Here is a 20,152-nt window from a genome sequence, read left to right on the forward strand (position 1 = left end):
GTAGGGCGTCAGACGGCGCCTTCGATCCAGTCCTTCAGCGCGGCCTTCGGCGCGGCGCCGATCTTCTGGTCGACGGGCTCGCCGCCCTTGAACATGAACAGCGCGGGAATGCCGCGGACGCCCATGGCGGCGGGCGAGGACGGGTTTTCGTCGACGTTGACCTTCACGATCTTCACACGGCCGGCATATTCCTCCGACAGCTCTTCGAGGGCGGGGCCGATCTGCTTGCAGGGACCGCACCATTCGGCCCAGAAATCGACGATCACGGGAATATCGGACTGCTTGACCACTTCGTCGAAGGTGGCGTCGGTCGCGGCTTGCGTGGCCATGGCGTGTCTCCTTTTCTGCCGATCGAAGGCCGATACGGCCTGTTCGGGAAGCCGGAAGCTAGGCAGGGGGAGGGACCGGGTCAATGGCCGCGTCGAGCGGTGTCACGACTTCGTGCGGCAGCACCATCAGGCGCGGGCCGGCGGTCCACAGGATCGCGGCGGTGACCGTTCGGCCCGGCCAGATCGCGCCGGCAGCCTCAAGATAGGCGGCCATCTGGTTGCGCAACCCCGCGGGCGTGTCCTCGGGGCGGTCGGGGATCAGGGCGTTGGTCTTGAAGTCCACGACCTCCACCCGGTCCGGCGCGACGATCACGCGGTCCATCACGCCGAAGATCGCCGGACGGTCCGGCGTGGCGGGCAGGGCGAAGGGCACCTCGGACAGCGTGCCGGGCGCGAAGACAGGCGCGAGGTCCGGCGCGTCGAGCACGGCCTGCGCCTCGGCCAGCCACGCGGCGACCGGATCGCCCGCTTCGGCATCGCCATGCAGCGCGAGGATATGGCGGGCGCAATCGGCGCGCTCCGCCCCCGTCAGGCCGGGCAGATGTTCCAGCAGGGCGTGGATCGCCGTGCCCTTGCGCAGGGCGGCCTCGTTGTCGTGCCCCGCCTCGCCCGGCAGGGTCTTGGCCCCCGGCAGGTCGGAGGGCGCGATGCGCGGCGCCACCAGCGCGGGCGGCGCCACGGGAACCTCGAGCCAGTCGGGACGGACGGGTTGTGGTGCGGGCGGCGTGGCGGTGGCTTCGGGCGCGGGCGACCAGTCGCCGGTCTCGATCCGAAGGCCCGCGCCGGCGGAAAACTCGTGCGGTTGCGCGCCCTGCGCCTCCATCCCCGCCCGGATCATGTTGTACCAGCTATCGGTGCGCGCATCGCCCACCTCGCCCGCGGCCCCGGCTATCAGCCAATTCTCGGCGCGCGTCATGGCGACGTAGAGCAGACGGTCGCGTTCCGCCGCCTCGGCGAGGGCGGCGGCCTCGGCATCGGCGGCCATGGCCGGGGACCAGTTCGCCTTGGCGGGCATCCAGACCGGCGTGCCATCCGAGAGCGCGCGCGCGCCCGAGGCGCCGCGCGGCTGCCGCTTCATCGTCTCGGGCAGGATCACGACCGGAGATTCCAGCCCCTTGGCGCCATGCACGGTCATCACCCGGATCGTGCCGCTGCCGGGTTGGCGCTTGAGCTCCACGTCCTTGGATTCGAGCCAGCCGAGGAAGCCCGTCAGGCTGGGCGTCTCCAGCGTCTCGTAGGCCAGGGCCTGGCCCAGCAGGGCATCGATCGCCTCGGCGGATTCGGGGCCGAGGCGGCCAATCAGGCGGCGGCGGCCGTCATGTTTCACGAGGATGCGTTCGAGGATCTCGTAGGGGCGCAGGATGTCGGCCACACGCAGGATGTCGGTCACGAGACCGGCTGCCGCGACATGGTCGGAGTCGCGCAGCGCGTCCCACAGGCGACCCCTGCGGCCGTGGGCGAGGGCGAACAGGTCCTGCTCCGACAGGCCGCAGAGGGGCGAGCGCAGGATGCAGGCCAGCGACAGGTCGTCCTGCGGCGTGTCCGCCCAGGCCAGCGCGGCGATCAGGTCGCGCACCGCGAGGTCGTCGGACAGGCGCAGCCGGTCGGCCCCGGCAAGATCCAGGCCGCGTTTCTTGCAGGCCCGGACGATGTGGTGGAACAGCGCGCCGCGACGCTGCAGCAGGATCAGGATGTCGCCGGGCCGGACGGGGCGCCGCCTGTCCCCCTGGCCCACGGGAACGCGCGCGGCGAGCATGTCCTCGATGGCATCCGCGATGCGGTCGGCGAGGATGACGTCGGCGTCATCGCTCGCCGGGCGGTCCATCGGTTCGTGCCAGAGCCGGTCGTCGTTGTCGTCCTTCTCCTTGGGAATGGCGGGCCAGAGATCGATGCGGCCGGGGCGGTCCGCGAAGAAGGCGATATGTTCGGGCGGCGCCCCCACGCCGCCGCCCTCGGCAAAGGTCGCGTCGACGAGATCGAGGATCGCCGGCGAGGAGCGGAAGGAATGCAGGAGCGCATGTTCGCGGAGCTGCGGTCCCTCCTCGGGGAGCATCTCGCCGAAGACGCGGTGCATCCGGTCGAAGGCGGCGAGATCGGCGCCCTGGAAGGCGTAGATCGATTGCTTGCGATCGCCCACCACGAAGATCGTCCGCCGCACGTCGGGCCGCGCCCCGAGCCCCGCGCCGAATTCCGCGGCGAGGCGGCGGATCACCTGCCACTGATCGGGGGAGGTGTCCTGCGCTTCGTCCACGAGGATGTGATCGATCCCGCCATCGAGCCGGAACAGCACCCATTGCGCCATCGGCGACGTTGTCAGCAGCCGCTTTGCCCCCGCGATCAGGTCGTCGAAATCGAGCCAGCCGCGCGCGGCCTTCCGGGCACCCACGCGGGCGAGGAAGGCGGGGCCGAACGCATGAAGCGCCTCGGTCTGTTCGAGCGCCACGAACGCGGCGATCCGGGCATGGGCGTCGGCAAGGCGCAGCGCGAGGAGGTTGAAGAGCTCCTCCAGGGGGCCGTGGTCGCCCTCCCGGACCGCCTTGGGCCACCTTCCGGTGGAACGCGGCGCCCGGGCCGCGGTGAGGAACAACCCGGTCAGTCTGTCGAACCGCGCCTGCGGCCCCGCCGCGAGCGCGTCGCGCAGGCCGGCGCGGAGCGTCTCGAACGTCTTGCCGGGCACGTCTTCGGCGTCGCCGAGGAGGGATTCGATGATGTCGAGCGTGTCGTCTCCGGTGATCTCCTCCAGCACCGCCTCGCGGCTTTCATCCGCGATGCCGAGCGCCGCGCGCAGCCTATCGCGGTCCAGCGGCCGCGCCAGGGCCTCGCGCAGGCCGGCCACCTGCGCGAGAAAGCCGCTCGGCTCCGCATCCGAGATCCGCCGGCCGACCGCATCGACGAGCGGGCGCGTCGCCGGATCGGCTCCCATCTCGTCAAGCACCTCGGCATGAAGGCGCGCCGTCGCCGTCTCGTCCATCTCGGCGAAGGCGGGCGAGACCCCCGCCTCAAGGGGGAAACGGCGCAGGAGCGAGGCGCAGAAGGCATGGATCGTCTGGATCTTGAGCCCGCCCGGCGTCTCGATGGCGCGGGCGAAGAGGGTGCGCGCATGGCGGAGCTGTTCGGAGCTGATGGTGCCGCGGGCCGCGCCCAGCCGGGTGATTTCCTCGCGCAGCCTGTCGTCGGACAGCATTGCCCATTCGCTCAGCCGCGCAAACAGACGGTTCTGCATCTCTCCCGCCGCGGCCTTGGTATAGGTCAGGCACAGGATCCGCTCCGGCGGCGTCCGCTCAAGCAGAAGCCACGCCACCCGGTCCGTCAGGACGCGCGTCTTGCCCGATCCCGCATTCGCGGCGAGCCAGACCGATCCGGCCGGGTCGGCCGCGCCGATTTGCGCGCGCGTGGCCGCGTCGGGCGTAAATGGAGCCGCTTCGTCCTTCACCGCGCACGCTCCAGCCGCAGGGGAGAGGCCGCATCGGTATCGCCCCATTCCCCGAACCGGGAGAGATGGTCGTAATCGCCCGCATAGGTCAGCAGATCGGGCGAGAGGCGGGCATAAAACGGCGCGCCCTCGGCGTAGCGGCGGATCAGGCTGCGCAGATCGGCATGGGTCTGCGCGATCAGGTCGGGGCCAAAATCCTTGGGCCGCCGCTCCTCGTATTTCGTGCCGAGGCTGAGATAGGCGACCTCGGCGACGGGACGGGGCGCGATGGCGGCAAAGCCCCCTTCCTGCACCATCACGGCCTCGAGCAGGAGTTGTTTGGAGAAGTGGTTGATCTGCTTCTCGCCGGGGAGGGCGCCGGTCTTGTAGTCGTAGATCGCCACCGCATCCCCGCGATCGTCGATGCGGTCCGCGCGGGCGTGCAGGATCAGGCCGCCGACCTCGATCCGCCCCTTGTCCTCGACATGGCGGGGACGGCCGAGCCTGCGGCGTCCGGCCTCGGCCACAAGGAAATCGGGCGCGGCGCGATCGAACTTGCCCAGCCAGATCCGTCGCGCGCCGGGCCAGGGCGCCAGTTCGCGCAGCGCTTCCTCAAGATGCAGGCGCAGGCGCTCCAGCGCGTCCGCCGGCAGGGTGCCCGGCGCCTCGCGGGAGAACTGCTCCATCGCGCGGTGGATGGCCGAGCCGCGGACGCGGGCATCGGGTCCTTGGCGCAGCGGGGGCAGAGGTGCGAGGGACAGGATCTTCTTGGCATAGATGGCATAGGGATCGCGGATCAGGGTCTCGACGCCCGTGACCGACAGATTGTCGAGCGTGATCCCCTCGGGCAGGATCGGGGCGGGCCGCGGCGCGCGATCGGCATGGTGACGGTGGTCGGGCGCACGCCACGCATCGGCGCAATCGAGCCAGACCCGCCCCCGTGCGCGCATCGCCGCGAGCGCGGCCGTGCCGTCCTCGCCGATCCCCGCCAGAAGGCCGGTCAGGCGGTTGAGCCAGCGGGTCGCGACGGTGTCGGCCTCGGCCGTACGCACGGCGCGCGACAGCCAGATTTCCGGGCCGGCGGCGGCCTGCTGGAAGTCATGCGCCGAAAGCCCGGCCTCCCGCTCCGGCGGACGCAGGCCGCAGGCCTTGCGCATCGCGCGGCTGAGCCACGGATCGGGTGCGTCGTGGCCGGGCCAGCTCGCGTCGTTGAGCCCGCCGAGGATCACGAGATCGGCGGTGCGGACCCGTGCCTCGAGCGCGCCCCAGATCATCACGTCGGGATGCGGAGAGAAGGTCTCCCGCACCTCCTCGCCCGACAGGACACCGCCGAGAATGCGGGCATATTCGAGCGCGCTGATCGCCTCCGTCCCGCGCTGGGCGGCATTCTGCTCCAGCCGGGTCATCGCGTCCCGCGCGATACGTCCGGCAGCATCGGTCCAGAGCGTGCCGGTGGCCTCTCTCCCGTCGGCATGTCCGCGCACGCTTCCTCGGGCCAGACGTTCGACCAGGGCGCGGTGGCGGGCGACATGCGCCGCCAGCGGAGCTTCGGGGGGATCGCCGCAAAGCCCGTCGAGCACCTCGCACAGCCAGTCGCGCCATTCCGGCGGCGCATGGTCGGGGCCGGTCACCCAGTCCTCGATCGAGGCGCGGTCCGGGAAGGCGAGCGGCTTCTTGCGGATCAGCTCCGTCTCCAACGCACGGACGCGGGAGAGATGGGCGCGCCGTGCGCTGCCCGGTGCGTCGTCGGGGGCGTCGGCGGTGTGGACGCGCGGATGCTTGAGCAGCGCGATGAGCGGTTCCGCCTCGCAGGGGCGTCCCCGCATCTCGGCGGCCAGCAGAAGCAGCCGGCCCGGCGCGGTCTGGTGCAGCGGGCGGCCGGCGGAATCGTCGGGAATGATCCCCCAGCGGGTGAGTTGCGCCGCGACTTGCCGGGCGAGCGTCCGATCGGGAGTGATGAGGGCGGCGCGTTTCCCTTCGGCCAGCGCAGCGCGCAGCCCCGTGGCGATGGCCGCGGCCTCGGTGGCGGGGGAGGGTGCCTCGAGCAGCGTCACACCGGCGCAGGCCGCCGCGATGTCCGTCAGTTCCGGCCCCTCCGCGCGCCAGGCATCGGTGACGGGGGCGGGGCGCAGGGCGAGCGATATCAGCCGGTTGCGCGCCGGCGCGGCGGGCGCGTCGGCGCTCCATTGTGGGACGTCGTCGCGGGTCCGGCCGAGTTCGGCAAGCAGCAGGGCGTGGCGGTATTGCGGGTGGTCGTGCTGCGGCGCGTCCTCGCGGGTCAGCGATTTCCAGGCATCCTCGGGCATGTCGCGGTCGAGACCCGGCAGGATGACGATCCCCTCGGGCAGGTCCAGCACGGCCTCGATCAACCGGCGCGTGGGGCGTCGTGACGCGGTGGAGCCGGCGACGATCCAGGGCGTCTCGGGCGGTGCGTCGTGCCAGCGGGCGAGGAGGCGTTCCAGCGCCGCCGCCTGTGCGGCGGTCTCGGTGACGGTGCCCTCGGCTTCGCGCCAGCGGGTGACGATGCGCAGGAAGTCGAGATTGCGCTGCCAGTGCTCCGACAGGTCGGCAACGTCGAGCGTCTCCAGAGCCTCGGCCTCGACTTCCTCCTCCTGCATCTCGGCCAGGAGCCGGCCCAGCGTGTCGGCAAGGTCGAAGGCCGCCGAGGGAGGCGACAGATCGGGCCGCACGCGAAGGAGCTTGGCCACCAGTGATGCCAGCCGCAGCCGCGTACCGAGAGCCGAGATGTCCGGCACCGGCGCCGCACCCGGCGGCAGGAGGGCCCCGAGCTGCGAGACGAGACCGATGCGCGGCAGGAGCGTCGCCCCCCCGGCCGCGAGCGCCGCCTCGGTGCGCCGCGCCATGCGGTTGGTGTTTACCAGAAGTGTCGCGCGCGCCATGTCTTCGGGACGCGCCCCGAGACGGCGGCGCAACCCGCTTGCCAGCGCGGCGCTGAAATCGACGCCCATAGGTTCGGCATAGAGGCCGCCCATCAGGCGTGTTCCAGCATGGCTTCGGCCGCGGCGATGCCGTCGGGCGTGCCGACATCGGCCCATCGGCCCGGATGGACGACGCCGAAGAGACGGCCGCGCGCCAGCATGTCGAACCACAGATCCCGCAGCGAAAAGACGTCGCGTGGATCCCGGGCAAGGCCGTCGGTCCGCACGATCCCGGCCCCGGTATAGATGAGGCCGTCCGCGTCGCGCGACAGGCGCCCGTCCGGGCCGATCGCGAAGGCGCCGCCGGCCTGCCCCGAGGCGCGCTCCTTCGGCACCAGCAAAAGCAGCCCGTCCATCGCCGCGCCGTCCCAGGCGGCGGTCAGCGTCGCGCGCGCGGTCGGCCCGGTCCAGGCGGCATCGGCATTCATCGTCAGGACGGGTCCGGCGCCCAGAAGCGGGAGCGCAGCGCGCAGGCCGCCGCCCGTCTCGAGGAGGGTCGGCGTCTCGTGGCGGACGATCACGGGCCGGCCGGCGAGGTGGGCGATCAGCCTTTCGGCGTGGTGATGCGCGTTGACGACCACGGGATGCGCACCCTCGACCTGGTCGAGCGCGTGCTCGATCAGGGGACGTCCGGCCACGGGCACCAATGCCTTCGGGCGGTCGTCGGTCAGCGGCCGCATCCGCGTTCCGCGTCCGGCGGCAAAGACCATCGCCGCGATCATTCGGGGGCTGCCGCATGGTCGCGGCCCGCGAGGGTGCCCGCGCGCGCTTCTGTCGCGGCAAGCCACGGGCCGTCCGGCTCGGGGAGGAGGCCGTCGAGGAGATCGCGCAGGTCGGTAAGCGCGGGATGCCGCAACTCGCGCTGCAGCGCAGTCCAGGTGGGCGGGATGAAGCGCAGGTAGCTTGTGCGGCCGGAATGGAGCGCGAGGCGCGTGAAGACGCGGCCGATGATCCGCAGCGATCGCTGCACCGAACACACGGCGAGACGGGCTCGCAGGGGTTCGGCGGCCACACCGGTCGCCGCGCAATAGGCGCCGATGGCCGCATCGCGTGCGGCGTCCGAGACAGGCCTGCGGGGATCGTCGATCAGCGAGGCGAGGTCGTATTCCGCGGGGCCGGTCATCGCGTCCTGGAAGTCGAGGATGCCGATTCGGGCGGGGCCGTCGCGCCGCGGCAGCCAGAGCAGGTTCTCGGCGTGGTAGTCGCGATGCACGAAGATCTCCGGCCCGGTCAGCACGGCGTCGATGGCCGATTGCATGGCGGCCGCGATGTCGTCCCGCCGGTCGCGTGCGTCGGGAGCGTACCAATCGACCACGGTGGCGGCGAGGGCGGCCATCTGATCGGGATAGCGCGGCAGGTCGGGCGGCGCCTCGTGGTGCAGTGCGGCAAGCGTCTCCGCGGCGGCGGCGTAGAGTTCGGGCTCGTCCTGCGGATGGGCGGCGGAATGGCGGGCAAGCAAGTCGTCACCGAGGTCTTCGAGCAGCAGAAGTCCACGCTCCGGGTCGCGGGCGAATACGGTGGGCGTGGAAAAGCCGCGGGCGCTCAGCCAGTCGCCGATCCGCAGGAACGGGCGGACATCCTCCCCGGTCGTGGGTGGGGCGTCCATCACGATGGCGCGGCCGGGTGCGGTGTCGCGGCGAAGCCGGATGTAGCGGCGCAGCGAGGCGTCGCCGGCCAGCGCAATGCGTTCCGCGTCCTGCCAGCCTGCGGCCCTGAGGAATTGGTCGATCTCGATGGCGCGGTCGGTCATGCGGTATCCTCCGGGCGTGGGGCGAAGGCGGGGGAAAGACGCGCGCGTGCATCCTGCGGGCCGGCGAGGGTGGCGCGGCGTGCATCGTCTTCCATGACCTCGAGCGTCAGGGTCAACGCATCGTTTGGCGCGTCCTGCCCGAGGCGGTCCGGCCATTCCACGAGACAAAGAGCCGTGCCGAAAGCCGCGTCGAGGCCGAGTTCGATGATCTCGGACGGGTCGGACAGACGGTAGAGATCGGCGTGCCAGGTCTCGAACGGGCCGGTGTCGTAGGTCTGGACCAGCGTGAAGGTCGGTGACGGCACGTCTTCCGGCGGCAGGCCCGCGCGCGACCGGAGCGCCCCGATCAGCGCGCGCGCGAAGGCGGATTTCCCCGCGCCGACCGGGCCCCGCAGGAGCAGCACGTCGCCGCCGCGCAGAAGCGGGGCGAGCCGCTCGGCGAAGCGTGCCGTCGCGGCGAGATCCGGCAAGGCGATGCGGAGGAGATCGGCGTCACTCATCCAGTCGGGTTAGACGGGGCGGGCCGGTGGCCGCAAGGGTGGACCGACCCTTGGCCGCGCACAAAGCGGGGCGCGGGGACGCGCCGGCCCGGCGGCGGCTCAGGCGTGCAGCGCGCGGACGGTGTCGGAGCCTTGGGCCGCTGCCAGCGTCGCGTCCTCGGTGAAGCCGATCACAAGGCGCCCCTCGGCGAGCGGCTTGATCTGCATCGTGATCTGTCGGCCGTCGCGCAGGTGCAGCGTTTCGGTCCAGGCGCCCCGCTCGGCGTCCATCTCGCGGATCATGTTGCGCAGATCGGCCCACAGGCCGGTGGGCAACGAAAGCACCTTCCACAGCGCGATGCAGCCCTCGAGCGTGCGTGGCATCGCGCCTGCGGCGGTGCCATCGGCATCGGTCGTCGCGTTCCGCGTCCAGATGTTGCGCGCCGCGTCGGTCGACAGCATCGTCCGGCCGTCATGGTCGAACACGACATAGCCTTCGTCCATCCCGTCCATCACCTCGCCCATGACGCTGCGTTCGAGCCATTGCGTGCGCGAATCCTGCATCTGCGCCGAGACGTTCTCCAGCATCAGCGTGACCGAGCCGTCGTTCTGGGGGCGGCCGATCATGCGGTACGTGGTCCCGCCGGACAGGTTCCAGGTCTCCTCGTGAATGCTTGTCGAACCGCCACGGCCGAGATCGCGCAGCGCGTTGCGCCAGGCCGTGTAATCCCGCGGCTCCGGCAGGCGCTTGCCCGCGCGCAGCGTGTCGAAGAAATCCGACAGGTGCGGACGGCGCGAAAGCCAGGCGGGATCGAGGCCGGTCATGTCGAGGAGCGACGGGTTGAAGAGCGCGAGGTGGCCCTCGCGGTCGAAGATCGCCAGCCCGGTCGGCAGCGCCGCGAAGCTGCGGGTAAGGGTCTGGATAAAGCTGCGCAGGGATTCCTCGGCCCGGATCATCGCATCGAGCGATGTCGCATGGACATGACGCACCCCGTCGGGGCCCGGCGTGGTCGCGGTCACCTCGAACCAGTGTTCTTCGCCGTCGCGATCGACGAGTTTGCGCCGCGCCGCACCCGGTTCGGGCGAGGGGGCTTCGGGAAACAGTACGTGGATCGGCCAGCCATGCGCGGCGTCCGGGCCAATACAGGATTCCACGATCGCGAGATAGGGCTTGTTGGCCCAGACCACCTGTCCCGCCGAATTGGTAGCCCAGCTGGGTGTCGGGCTCGTGTCGCCGGCGCGGGCGAGTACGGCGACCTCGCCCTCCATCGCGGTGAGGCTGGCGACGTCGACCCGGATCGTGTCGCGCCGCGCATCGGCCGTGGAGACCGCGATCCGGAGGTATTCCCCCTCCCGCGAGCCGAGGATGACGACCTGATCGCTGCCGAATGTGCCGGCGAGCTTGAACGCACGCCCCGCATCGCGCAGGGCCGCACAGGCGGCCGGCACGGCATCGTCAATGTCGGACAGGGCATCGACCAGCTCGTCCCACGCCTTCAGGTGGTCGATCGGCGGGGGCAGCAGAAACGAGACGTTGCCGGAATGCTCCACGAGGTAGCCCTCGCGGAAGCGGAACCAGCGCGGCTCCGACAGCAGATCGGAATCGTGACCGTTCAGGCCGCGGCCGCGGACCGGCGCCAGCCAGAGAACGGCCGCAAGGGCCGCAAGACCGGTCAGCAAGCCGCCGAGGAGGGGGAAACCGAACTGGACGGCCAGAGCCATGACGAAACTTCTCCCGCTGATCCGGGAGCAGTGATCGGCACAATTGGTTAAGTTGCCGTTAATGTGCGGCTTCGTCGGGTCCGTCCACAGGGCCGTTCTCGCCCAGGCCACCGGTTTCCGGCGCGCCGATCCTCTGGCGCGGCCAGACGACCTCGGCGATCGCGCCGCCGCGCGTCGGCGGGCGGTTGCGGCCGGGCGCGGAGCCGTTGTCGAAGGCGAGCGCCGCGCCGGTGCGCGCCAGCAGCGTCTTGGCGATGAACAGGCCCAGCCCCATCCCCTCATAATCCCGGCGGCGGCGCGAGCGCAGGAACGGGTCGCCCAGCCGGAACAGGACCTCCGGCGGATAGCCGGGCCCGTCGTCGATGATGCGGACGATGATCCGGTCCGACGACCAGCGGCCGTCGATCCAGACCTCGTTGCGGGCGAAATCGACGGCGTTCTGGATGAGATTGCGCAGTCCGTGGATGATTTCGGGCGTGCGCCGGATCGCGGGCTTACGGCCGTCGGTCACGGCGATGCCGTCGAGCGGGGCGAGGTCGTAGCGAATCGCGATGCCGCGGCCGGAATGGGGTTCGGCCGCCTCGCGCAGGATCGCCTCCAGCGGCGCGGCCCCAAGATGGCGGTCGCGCTTGCCCGCGCGCCCCATCGAACGGAGGATGTCGCGGCAGCGGTCGGCCTGCTCGCGGATGAGGCGGGTGTCGTCGGACAGGTCAGTGCGGTCGGGCAGCGCCTCGGACACCTCGTCGGCGAGTTCGGACGCCACCAGCGTGATCGTCGCCAGCGGCGTACCCAATTCATGCGCCGCCGCGGCGACGACGCCCCCGAGATCGTGCAGCTTCTGCTCCCGCGACAGCGCCGTCTGCGTGGCCAGCAGCGCGTTCGACATCCGCTCCGTCTCCAGCGTCAGGCGAAAGGCGAAGCCCGCGAGAAACAGCATGCCGGTGACGATCGCGGTCCAGAAGCCCCACAAGAACAGCGGCGGAAGGACGAGCGCCGTGTCCCCGCCCAGCGTCAGCGGCAGATGATAGCCCCCCAGAAGCGAGATCAGCGCCACCGCAACGGCCCCGAGCGTGCAGGTGGAGCGCAGCGACAGAGCGGTCGCGGAACTAGTCACTGGCGCGAGAAAGAGGAGCGCGAACGGATTGTTCAGCCCGCCCGTCAGGAACAGGAGCGCCGCGAGCTGGCAGAGATCGAACAGCAGAAACCAGAAGGCCGCCCGGTCGGCGAGACGCGTCGTCGTGGGATAGATGCGCATTGCCAGCAGGTTCGCGGCGACGGTCACCCCGATCACGAGGAAGCACAATCCCATCTCGAGCGTGAGGGAGGTCCACAGGCTGACGAAGACGACGGTCACGGTCTGCCCGAGGGTCGCCAGCCAGCGCAGGTTGATCAGCGTGCCCAGGCGCACCCGGGGGGTCATCGCCTCGGGCGGGAGGAGACCGGTCCGGTCGGCTTGATTCATGCAGGCGCCTCCATTCGTGGCCATCGCGTTTGACGGCGGAGTTTCGCGCGATACCCTTTCATCTAGCAAGACCGCCCGATGCGGTCGGCAAGAGGGAGATCCGCTTATGGCCGCGCAACTGCAGGAAATCGGACCGGACCGGTCGCTTCTGCTCGTGGATGATGACGAGCCATTCCTTCGCCGGCTCGAGCGGGCGATGGAAAAACGGGGCTTCGAGGTGCAGGCCGTCGGCTCGGTGGCCGAGGGCCTTGCCAAGGCGTCGTCGACCCCGCCCGCCTATGCGGTGGTCGATTTGCGGCTGGAGGACGGGAACGGGCTCGATGTCGTCGAGAGGCTTCGCGAAAGGCGCCCCGATGCCCGAATCGTGGTGCTGACGGGATACGGTGCGATCGCGACGGCCGTCGCCGCCGTCAAGATCGGGGCGACGGATTACCTGTCGAAGCCCGCGGATGCCAACGATATCACCAATGCGTTGCTGAGCAGCGGCGAGGAGATGCCGCCGCCGCCCGAGAACCCGATGTCCGCCGACCGGGTCCGCTGGGAGCATATCCAGCGAGTTTATGAATTGTGCGACCGCAACGTGAGTGAGACGGCGCGGCGTCTGAGCATGCACCGCCGGACGCTCCAGCGGATTCTGGCGAAGCGGTCGCCGCGGTAACGGGGGCTGTCCTGTCGGTGCTCGCGGCGTTTGGCGGGCCAAAGTTTCGGCGGGCAGAACGGATGTGCGCCGAACGCGTCTGCACGCTGTGTCCGCCGGGTTCGCGGGGGCCCGGCGTCGTCTCGGCGTCCGGTACTTCGAGACGGGTGATGCGAAGTCCGTCAAGGTGCCTTTGCAGGGGTTGGCGGTCGGGCCGGGTCTGCTAGCTTACTTTCCGAAATCACCGCTGCGAAGCCATTTTTGAAAGACCGGATCCCATCATGAAATCACCTCTGATCCTTGCCGCAGGTTTGTTCGGCGCGTTTGCCGCCGCTGCGCATGCCGACATCACCGTCTCCTCCAAGATCGACACCGAGGGCGGTCTTCTGGGAAATATCATCGCACTTGCGCTCGAGGATGCCGGCCTTCCAGTGGAGCGTCGCCTGCAACTGGGCGGGACGCAGGTGGTGCGCGAGGCGCTTCTGGCTAACCAGATCGACATCTACCCGGAATATACCGGCAACGCAGCCTTCTTCTTCAACGAAGCCGATAGCGATGTCTGGAAGGACGTCGAGACCGCACACGCGCGGGCGGCCGAACTGGATGCCGAGCAGAACGATGTCATCTGGCTCGAATCCGCCCCGGCCAACAACACCTGGGCCATCGCGGTGACCGGCCCCGTGGCCGAAGAGAACGACCTGTCGACCATGTCCGATTTCGGCAGCTGGGTTTCCGGCGGCGGTGATGTCAAGTTGGCCGCCTCGACCGAATTCGTGTCCTCGCCTGCGGTTCTGCCCGCCATGCAGGAGACGTACGGGTTCGACCTGTCGCAGGATCAGACGGTGATCCTGTCGGGCGGCGACACGGCCGCGACGATACAGGCCGCGGCGCGGGGCACGTCGGGTGTGAACGCGGCGATGGTCTACGGCACCGATGGTGGCGTCGGTGCGACGGGTCTTGTGGTGATGGAAGACGACAAGGGCGTGCAGCCGGTCTACGAGCCGACGCCGATCGTCCGGGCCGAGGTGCTGGAGGAATATCCCTCGATCCCCGACGTGTTGAACCCGATCTTTGACGGGCTGGACATGGAGACGCTGCAAAAGCTGAACGGTCGCATTCAGGTTGGCGGCGAGCCAGCCGAAGCCGTGGCTCGCGACTACCTTACGCAAACCGGGGCGATCGACTGATCTCTTCCGCGATATCGATCAGGGATACCAGACGGGGCCTGTCTCCGCCCGGTATCCTGTTCGCCGTTCTGGGTCTGGCGGCGCTGTTCGTCCCGTACATGACGGTGGCCGCGAACCGGATCGTCGCGGGCGAAGGCGTGACGGTTCTGGCGCTGGCCGGGGCGGAGGTGACCCTGCCGGGACTGGTGGCCATTCTCGTGGGGCTGACGCTCGGGCTTCCGGGGGCATGGCCACAGCTTCGCCTCGTCGGGGCGATCGTCGGACTGGCCGGATTGCTCTGGCTGCTGACGCATGGAGCGTCGGCGCTTCTGGACGGGGCGGGCGACTACGCCCGGGTTTCACCCGCCGTGGGCTTCTGGTGTCTGCTGCTGATCTTCATGCTGCTGATGGCCGATGCGCTTGCAAATCTTGCGCCGGGGCCGCTGGCGCGGGGAACGCTTCTGGCGGCGGTGCTCGCCGCGGCGGGAATAATCCTGTGGTCCGGTGCGCTGTCGGAACTATCGATCCTGCAGGAATATGCCAGCCGCAAGGCGGCCTTTGCCAATGCGGCCCTGCGGCACTTGGCGTTGGCGCTCGGCTCGCTGGCGACGGCGGCGGCGGTCGGCTTTCCGCTGGGCATCCTGTGTCATCGAAGGGCCGACCTGCGGGAGACGACTTTACCGGTTCTGAGCTTCCTTCAGACCATCCCCTCGCTTGCCATGTTCGGCCTGATGATCCCGATCCTCGGCTGGGTCGGGAACACCTTGCCGGGGGCGCAGGCGATCGGCATCGCGGGGATCGGCTTCGCCCCCGCCTTTCTGGCGCTCGTGCTGTATTCGCTGCTTCCGGTGGTCGGCAACACGGTGGCCGGTCTCGCCTCGGCGCCGCCGGCGGCTCTGGAGGCGGCGCGCGGCATGGGCATGACCCCGCGCCAGCGATTGCTGCGGGTCGAATTGCCTCTGGGTCTGCCGGTCATCCTGACCGGGGTGCGTATCGTGCTGGTCCAGAATATCGGCCTTGCCGTCATCGCAGGACTGATCGGCGGCGGCGGTTTCGGCACCTTCGTGTTTCAGGGGCTGAACCAGACCGCAGCCGACCTGATCCTTCTGGGCGCGTTGCCGACCGTGGCGCTGGCCCTCGTATCGGCCATTGTAATGGACATCCTGGTCGACCTGACCCGGCCGACACCAAAGGGGGGCGCATGATCGAGATCGACCGGATCACCAAAACCTATGACGGTGTGCATGCGGTGGATTCCGTCACGATGACGGTGGAGACGGGCACGATCACCATAATCGTGGGCACGTCGGGGTCCGGCAAGACGACACTTCTGCGGATGATCAACCGCCTTGAGGAGCCCAGTTCGGGCGAGGTGCGGATCAACGGCGAGTCCACTTTGGCGACGAAGCCGCATCTTTTGCGGCGGCGGATCGGCTATGCGATTCAAGGGCACGGGTTGTTTCCGCACCATTCGGTGGCGCGCAATATCGGGGCGGTGCCGGAGCTTCTGAACTGGCCGAAGGATAAAATCAGCGCCCGCGTCGATGAGTTGCTGACCCTGTTCTCGATGGATCCGGTAGCGTTCCGCGACCGCTATCCGGCCGAGTTGTCGGGCGGACAGCAGCAGCGCGTCGGTGTGGCGCGGGCGCTGGCCTCGCGGCCGGACCTTCTGCTGATGGACGAGCCGTTCGGGGCGCTGGACCCGATCATCCGGTCGCGGGCGCAGGACGATCTGCGCCGCATTCAGCAGAGGCTCGGCTCGACCATCATGCTGGTCACCCACGACATGGACGAGGCGATCCGCCTCGGTGACCGTGTGGCGGTGATGGATGGCGGCAAGTTGGTTCAGTACGCCACACCGGCCGAGATCATATCCCAACCGGCGACCGGCTTCGTGGCCGACATGGTGGGCGACGTCGAGCGCCCGTTGCGGCTGCTGTCGCTGATCCCCGTCTCCGAGGTTGTCGAGGACGGAGCCGCCGAGGGCGGCGCCCTGCCGGCGGGGGCGAGCCTTCGCGATGCGCTCGCGGCCTGCCTCTGGACGGGGCGCACGGCGGTGCCGGTGGCACATGACGATGCGGTCGTGGGGCGGGTGACGCTCGATGCCATCCGGGCGCGCGCAGAGCTTCACGCGTGAAGATCGGGATCGTCCTGCGCCCGGCGCTGATCGTGCTGCTGCTGGCACTGGTCCTCAGGCCGGCATGGTTCGCGCCGGTCTTCGCACCGCTGGCGCCGGCGAACGGGCCGGTGATCTATGAACGCGCCTCGCTTCTGTCGCTGTCGCTGAGCCATCTGGGCCTTGTCGCGGCGGCCACGGCGGCGGCGACGTTGGTGGCGGTGACGCTGGCGATCCTGGTGACCCGTCCTTCGGGCGCGGCGTTCCGACCGCTGTCGCGCACGATCGCCAATATGGGCCAGACGTTTCCGCCGGTCGCCGTTCTGGCCCTGGCGGTTCCGGTCCTGGGATTCGGGTCGGGGCCGACCTTGGTGGCTCTCTTCCTCTACGGTCTGCTGCCGATCTTCGAGAACGCGATCACCGCGCTCTCGACCCTGCCGCCGGCCACGATGGAGGCGGCGCGGGGGATCGGATTGAACCGCTGGCAGAAGCTGATGCGGGTGGAACTGCCGCTCGCGCTGCCCGTGATCCTGACGGGCATCCGCCTGTCGGTCGTGATCGCGCTTGGCACGGCCACGATCGGCTCGACCGTGGCGGCGCGTACGCTGGGCGAGGTGATCATCGCGGGCCTTCTGACGAACAACACGGCCTATGTGCTGCAGGGCGGGCTGATCGTCGGCTTGTTCGCGGTGCTGATCTACGACGCGCTGGTGCAGCTCGAGGCGCATCTTGCCCGGCGCGTCGGCGGGTGAGGCGGAACGGGCCGGGGCGTTAGGCTTGGTCGGGTAACGGAGTCATTGCCGACACCGGCGGTGCAAATAAGGATTTCGGGATGCGACAGAACGGAATTGCCGCCGCCCTGCTGTTTCTGGCCCTGTCCGCCTGTGCGACAGCGCCGGAGCCGTCTGGTCTGATGCTGGTCCCCGGGCCGGGTGGGCTGGGTGTCACGGGCTCGGGCGGGCGCGAGATTTCCTTCGGGCGGGACCGGATCGGCGCGCTGCAAAGTGTTGCAAAGGTGACAGGGCGTACGCCCGTGCCGGCGGCCTGTGGTGCGGGGCGGGATGCGTTCGATGCGGGTGACGGGCTGCGGCTGATTTTCGAGGGCAAGACCTTCGTGGGCTGGACCGGCCCGTCGGGGGCTGCGGGTCGGAACTGCCACTGAGGTCACAGTCGGAAGCCGAGGGTGATGCGGCCGTCCTGCGCGGGGCTGAGCGGTTCGAAGCCACGGGATCGGTAGTAGATGCGCGCGCTTTCGTTCGTCTCATTGGTGGTTGCGATCAGCCAGGACAGGCGGCGGGCCTTGGCCGTGCGGCGGGTCGCCTCGAAGAGGGCGGAGCCGACGGCGAGGGCGTCGGGCCCCGGAACGGTGAAGGTGGCGATTTCGGCCGTGTCGGCGCCGAGATCCGGAAGCGCCCCGAGCCATTGCACACCGAGAAGCGGGCCGTCGCGTTCGGCCAGATGCCACAGATCGGACTCATCGAGCAGATCGATAAGCGTCGCGGCGTCACCGTGGCCGGTCAACTTTTGCAGGAAGGCGGCGATCGGACCTGCATCAAGAACATGCGCGCGGCGGATGGTGAGAGGTGTCATCGCTGCCCGGCGTCGCGGGCCTCCATCAGGGTCGCGTGACGTTCAAGGAAGGCGGCGCGTACCTCTGCGGGCGGGCGCAGGACGAGGTCCAGCCCGTCCAGCATGTTCGGGGGCGGACGGCCGAAGAAGCGGTTCGCTTCGGTTTCGGCAAATCCCGCGAGCCGGACGGCCTCGATCCAGGCGGAGATGCGGTCGGCCTGCTTAACGCGCTTCTTGAGGGCCGGCGCCGTGGTCGCGGGCAGGCCGAAGCGCAGGCGGATCGCCCGCTGAAGCCGGTCGTCCAGCGCGTTGTAGTCCGGCCCGACAGCCGCCTTTACCGGGGAGATCATGTCGCCGATCACGTATTCCGGCGCGTCGTGAAGCAGCGCCGTCAGACGGTCGGCGGGCGTGGCGGCTGGATCGAGGCGGGCGAGGATCGCCTCCACGAGGAGGGAATGCTCCGCCACCGAATAGGGCCAGTCGCCTCGGGTCTGCCCGTTCCAGCGGGCGACGAAGGCGAGGCCGTGGGCGATGTCCTCGATCTCTATGTCGACGGGCGTCGGGTCGAGCAGGTCGAGCCTGCGGCCCGACAGCATACGCTGCCATGCACGTGGAGGGGTCGGAGGACGGGCCATGAACATTGTCCTAAAGGTCGCGGGCGGCGATGCAACCGATCCCGGCAGGTCGGGTTTCGTTCTTGAGCGGGGGCCATCGGCCGACCCGCAGGGTCGGTGCACCTATAGGGGAGCCGAGCCCATGCGCGGAACTATCCGAAACGCCGTCGTTGCCACCTTTCTTGCAACCCCAGTCGCGGCACAGGGGGCGGGTTGCGCCCCGCGCGATGTGGTCGTCGACCGGCTCGACCGGACCTATGGCGAGGTCTATGCGGGCGGGGGGCTTCGCGGGCGCCACGCGATATTCGAGATCTGGATTTCGGCCGAGGATGGCACCTGGACAATCCTGATGACGCGGCCGGACGGCATCGCCTGTGTGATGGCGGCGGGCACGAATTGGCATCCCGCGATGGAGAGCCAGCAGATCCGCGACACGCCCGCCTGACATTGTTCGCGGCAGGTCCGCCTGATACGGAGCCGCCAAACCCGGGCCCGGTGCAGGAGCGAATGATGAACGACTACGTCGTAAAGGACGTCGAACTGGCCGAATACGGCCGCCGCGAACTCGACATTGCCGAAACGGAGATGCCTGGCCTGATGGCGCTGCGCGAGGAGTACGGCGCGGCGCAGCCGTTGGCCGGGGCGCGGATCGTCGGATCGCTGCATATGACCATCCAGACGGCGGTGCTGATCGAGACGCTGACGGCTCTGGGCGCCGATGTGCGCTGGGCCTCGTGCAACATCTTCTCCACGCAGGATCACGCCGCCGCCGCCATCGCCGCAGGGGGCACGCCGGTCTTTGCGGTGAAGGGGCAGTCGCTGGATGAGCACTGGGATTATCTCGACCGGTCGTTCCAGTTCGCCGAGGGCGCGAACATGATCCTCGACGACGGGGGCGATGCGACACTTTACATCCTTCTGGGCGCTCGGGCCGAGGCGGGCGAGGATCTGGGGGTGCCGACTTCCGAGGAGGAGGAAGTGATCCACGCGCAGATCGCCAAGCGGATGAAGGAGAGCCCCGGCTGGTTCACCAGGACGCGCGATGCGATTAAGGGTGTCAGCGAGGAGACAACGACGGGCGTGCACCGTCTTTACGACCTGCACAAGAGGGGGCTGCTGCCCTTTCCCGCCATCAACGTGAACGACTCCGTCACCAAGTCGAAGTTCGACAACAAGTATGGCTGCAAGGAGAGCCTCGTCGACGGGATCCGGCGTGCCACCGATACGATGATGGCCGGCAAGGTCGCGGTCGTGATGGGCTATGGCGATGTAGGCAAGGGATCGGCCGCATCGCTTCGCGGGGCCGGCGCGCGCGTGAAGGTGACCGAGGTCGATCCGATCTGTGCCTTGCAGGCCGCGATGGACGGGTTCGAGGTGGTCCTGCTGGAGGATGTCGTCGGATCGGCCGACATTTTCGTCACCACGACGGGCAATCGCGACGTCATCCGCATCGAGCACATGCGCGAGATGAAGGACATGGCGATCGTCGGGAATATCGGCCATTTCGACAACGAGATTCAGGTCGCTTCGCTGCGCAACCACAAGTGGACGAAGATCAAGGATCAGGTGGACATGATCGAGATGCCTTCGGGCAACCGGATCATCCTGCTCAGCGAAGGCCGGCTTCTGAACCTCGGCAATGCGACGGGGCATCCGTCGTTTGTGATGAGCGCGTCCTTCACCAATCAGGTTCTCGCCCAGGTCGAGTTGTGGACCAAGGGCGGGGATTATGCGCCGGGCGTCTACATCCTGCCCAAGCATCTCGACGAGAAGGTCGCGCGGCTGCATCTGGGCCGGATCGGCGTGAAGCTGACGGAGCTGCGCAAGGATCAGGCCGATTATATCGGCGTGACGGTCGACGGTCCTTTCAAGCCGGAGCATTACCGCTACTGACACGTCGTCCGGCGTGGAAAGGAAGGCCGCGTTCCCGCCTGAGGGGAGCGCGGCCTTCTTCGTT

The 20,152-nt window shown here is 69.3% G+C and carries 18 protein-coding genes; 8 read left to right on the forward strand and 10 right to left on the reverse strand.

Annotated elements, in window-relative coordinates; genetic code table 11:
- Positions 1-8 precede the first annotated feature (8 nt).
- The 8 genes from trxA to regB form a co-directional block, all read right to left on the reverse strand.
- Complete coding sequence (gene trxA / locus JSE7799_RS07700; RefSeq protein ID WP_055663084.1) at positions 9-329, reverse strand: thioredoxin; 321 nt, start codon at positions 327-329, stop codon at positions 9-11.
- A gap of 58 nt (positions 330-387) precedes the next feature.
- Positions 388-3,762, reverse strand: coding sequence for a double-strand break repair helicase AddA (addA, locus tag JSE7799_RS07705; protein ID WP_055663085.1), 3,375 nt, complete (start codon positions 3,760-3,762; stop codon positions 388-390).
- Positions 3,759-6,734, reverse strand: a complete 2,976-nt coding sequence (gene addB / locus JSE7799_RS07710) for a double-strand break repair protein AddB (protein ID WP_055663086.1) — start codon at positions 6,732-6,734, stop codon at positions 3,759-3,761. Before addB ends, addA begins: the two co-directional genes overlap by 4 nt.
- Positions 6,734-7,402, reverse strand: coding sequence for a nucleotidyltransferase family protein (locus JSE7799_RS07715; RefSeq protein ID WP_245624833.1), 669 nt, complete (start codon positions 7,400-7,402; stop codon positions 6,734-6,736). Before JSE7799_RS07715 ends, addB begins: the two co-directional genes overlap by 1 nt.
- Positions 7,399-8,430: an aminoglycoside phosphotransferase family protein gene (locus JSE7799_RS07720; protein ID WP_083480363.1), complete on the reverse strand. Its 1,032-nt coding sequence runs from the start codon at positions 8,428-8,430 to the stop codon at positions 7,399-7,401. The genes JSE7799_RS07715 and JSE7799_RS07720 overlap by 4 nt, the downstream gene beginning before the upstream one ends.
- Complete coding sequence (tsaE, locus tag JSE7799_RS07725; protein ID WP_055663088.1) at positions 8,427-8,930, reverse strand: tRNA (adenosine(37)-N6)-threonylcarbamoyltransferase complex ATPase subunit type 1 TsaE; 504 nt, start codon at positions 8,928-8,930, stop codon at positions 8,427-8,429. The genes JSE7799_RS07720 and tsaE overlap by 4 nt, the downstream gene beginning before the upstream one ends.
- A 99-nt stretch (positions 8,931-9,029) precedes the next feature.
- Positions 9,030-10,631 (reverse strand): PAS domain-containing protein, encoded by a 1,602-nt coding sequence (locus JSE7799_RS07730; protein WP_055663089.1) that lies wholly within the window; start codon positions 10,629-10,631, stop codon positions 9,030-9,032.
- 58 nt (positions 10,632-10,689) lie between these two features.
- The gene (regB, locus tag JSE7799_RS07735; RefSeq protein ID WP_055663090.1) at positions 10,690-12,093 is read right to left on the reverse strand and encodes a sensor histidine kinase RegB; all 1,404 of its coding nucleotides are present in this window, start codon (positions 12,091-12,093) and stop codon (positions 10,690-10,692) included.
- 106 nt (positions 12,094-12,199) lie between these two features.
- Between regB and JSE7799_RS07740 the strand changes: the two genes are divergently transcribed.
- The 6 genes from JSE7799_RS07740 (at position 12,200) to JSE7799_RS07765 (ending at position 17,174) form a co-directional block, all read left to right on the forward strand.
- Complete coding sequence (locus JSE7799_RS07740) at positions 12,200-12,751, forward strand: ActR/PrrA/RegA family redox response regulator transcription factor (RefSeq protein ID WP_055663091.1); 552 nt, start codon at positions 12,200-12,202, stop codon at positions 12,749-12,751.
- A 260-nt stretch (positions 12,752-13,011) separates the two neighbouring features.
- A complete protein-coding gene (osmF, locus tag JSE7799_RS07745; protein ID WP_055663092.1) occupies positions 13,012-13,917 on the forward strand; it encodes a glycine betaine ABC transporter substrate-binding protein OsmF in 906 nt (301 codons plus the stop codon).
- 56 nt (positions 13,918-13,973) lie between these two features.
- Positions 13,974-15,101, forward strand: coding sequence for an ABC transporter permease (locus tag JSE7799_RS07750; RefSeq protein ID WP_503089882.1), 1,128 nt, complete (start codon positions 13,974-13,976; stop codon positions 15,099-15,101).
- A complete protein-coding gene (locus JSE7799_RS07755; RefSeq protein WP_055663094.1) occupies positions 15,098-16,033 on the forward strand; it encodes an ABC transporter ATP-binding protein in 936 nt (311 codons plus the stop codon). The genes JSE7799_RS07750 and JSE7799_RS07755 overlap by 4 nt, the downstream gene beginning before the upstream one ends.
- Positions 16,030-16,764, forward strand: a complete 735-nt coding sequence (locus tag JSE7799_RS07760; protein ID WP_144431612.1) for an ABC transporter permease — start codon at positions 16,030-16,032, stop codon at positions 16,762-16,764. Before JSE7799_RS07755 ends, JSE7799_RS07760 begins: the two co-directional genes overlap by 4 nt.
- Before the next feature lie 80 nt (positions 16,765-16,844).
- Positions 16,845-17,174 carry a hypothetical protein gene (locus JSE7799_RS07765; RefSeq protein ID WP_055663095.1) on the forward strand — a complete coding sequence of 110 codons (330 nt, stop codon included), beginning with the start codon at positions 16,845-16,847 and terminating at the stop codon, positions 17,172-17,174.
- Positions 17,175-17,176: 2 nt separating this feature from the next.
- On the opposite strand, the gene JSE7799_RS07770 is transcribed toward JSE7799_RS07765, so the two are convergent.
- Both JSE7799_RS07770 and JSE7799_RS07775 read right to left on the reverse strand, forming a co-directional pair.
- Positions 17,177-17,602: a GNAT family N-acetyltransferase gene (locus JSE7799_RS07770; RefSeq protein WP_055663096.1), complete on the reverse strand. Its 426-nt coding sequence runs from the start codon at positions 17,600-17,602 to the stop codon at positions 17,177-17,179.
- Positions 17,599-18,216 (reverse strand): HD domain-containing protein, encoded by a 618-nt coding sequence (locus tag JSE7799_RS07775; RefSeq protein ID WP_055663107.1) that lies wholly within the window; start codon positions 18,214-18,216, stop codon positions 17,599-17,601. Before JSE7799_RS07775 ends, JSE7799_RS07770 begins: the two co-directional genes overlap by 4 nt.
- A gap of 121 nt (positions 18,217-18,337) precedes the next feature.
- Between JSE7799_RS07775 and JSE7799_RS07780 the strand changes: the two genes are divergently transcribed.
- A complete protein-coding gene (locus JSE7799_RS07780; protein ID WP_055663097.1) occupies positions 18,338-18,640 on the forward strand; it encodes a hypothetical protein in 303 nt (100 codons plus the stop codon).
- Positions 18,641-18,702: 62 nt separating this feature from the next.
- Positions 18,703-20,088 carry an adenosylhomocysteinase gene (gene ahcY / locus JSE7799_RS07785; protein WP_055663098.1) on the forward strand — a complete coding sequence of 462 codons (1,386 nt, stop codon included), beginning with the start codon at positions 18,703-18,705 and terminating at the stop codon, positions 20,086-20,088.
- Positions 20,089-20,152: the final 64 nt, after the last annotated feature.

Source organism: Jannaschia seosinensis, from assembly GCF_001408515.1.
In the GTDB taxonomy this organism is placed as follows: domain Bacteria; phylum Pseudomonadota; class Alphaproteobacteria; order Rhodobacterales; family Rhodobacteraceae; genus Jannaschia; species Jannaschia seosinensis.

What these genes read in the sequence shown, in the direction of transcription:
- trxA (WP_055663084.1), bottom strand. Translation starts at nt 329, where the DNA reads ATGGCCACGCAAGCCGCGACCGACGCCACCTTCGACGAAGTGGTCAAG.
- addB (WP_055663086.1), bottom strand. Translation starts at nt 6,734, where the DNA reads ATGGGCGGCCTCTATGCCGAACCTATGGGCGTCGATTTCAGCGCCGCG.
- JSE7799_RS07715 (WP_245624833.1), bottom strand. Translation starts at nt 7,402, where the DNA reads ATGATCGCGGCGATGGTCTTTGCCGCCGGACGCGGAACGCGGATGCGG.
- JSE7799_RS07720 (WP_083480363.1), bottom strand. Translation starts at nt 8,430, where the DNA reads ATGACCGACCGCGCCATCGAGATCGACCAATTCCTCAGGGCCGCAGGC.
- tsaE (WP_055663088.1), bottom strand. Translation starts at nt 8,930, where the DNA reads ATGAGTGACGCCGATCTCCTCCGCATCGCCTTGCCGGATCTCGCCGCG.
- JSE7799_RS07730 (WP_055663089.1), bottom strand. Translation starts at nt 10,631, where the DNA reads ATGGCTCTGGCCGTCCAGTTCGGTTTCCCCCTCCTCGGCGGCTTGCTG.
- regB (WP_055663090.1), bottom strand. Translation starts at nt 12,093, where the DNA reads ATGAATCAAGCCGACCGGACCGGTCTCCTCCCGCCCGAGGCGATGACC.
- JSE7799_RS07740 (WP_055663091.1), top strand. Translation starts at nt 12,200, where the DNA reads ATGGCCGCGCAACTGCAGGAAATCGGACCGGACCGGTCGCTTCTGCTC.
- osmF (WP_055663092.1), top strand. Translation starts at nt 13,012, where the DNA reads ATGAAATCACCTCTGATCCTTGCCGCAGGTTTGTTCGGCGCGTTTGCC.
- JSE7799_RS07755 (WP_055663094.1), top strand. Translation starts at nt 15,098, where the DNA reads ATGATCGAGATCGACCGGATCACCAAAACCTATGACGGTGTGCATGCG.
- JSE7799_RS07765 (WP_055663095.1), top strand. Translation starts at nt 16,845, where the DNA reads ATGCGACAGAACGGAATTGCCGCCGCCCTGCTGTTTCTGGCCCTGTCC.
- JSE7799_RS07770 (WP_055663096.1), bottom strand. Translation starts at nt 17,602, where the DNA reads ATGACACCTCTCACCATCCGCCGCGCGCATGTTCTTGATGCAGGTCCG.
- JSE7799_RS07775 (WP_055663107.1), bottom strand. Translation starts at nt 18,216, where the DNA reads ATGGCCCGTCCTCCGACCCCTCCACGTGCATGGCAGCGTATGCTGTCG.
- JSE7799_RS07780 (WP_055663097.1), top strand. Translation starts at nt 18,338, where the DNA reads ATGCGCGGAACTATCCGAAACGCCGTCGTTGCCACCTTTCTTGCAACC.
- ahcY (WP_055663098.1), top strand. Translation starts at nt 18,703, where the DNA reads ATGATGAACGACTACGTCGTAAAGGACGTCGAACTGGCCGAATACGGC.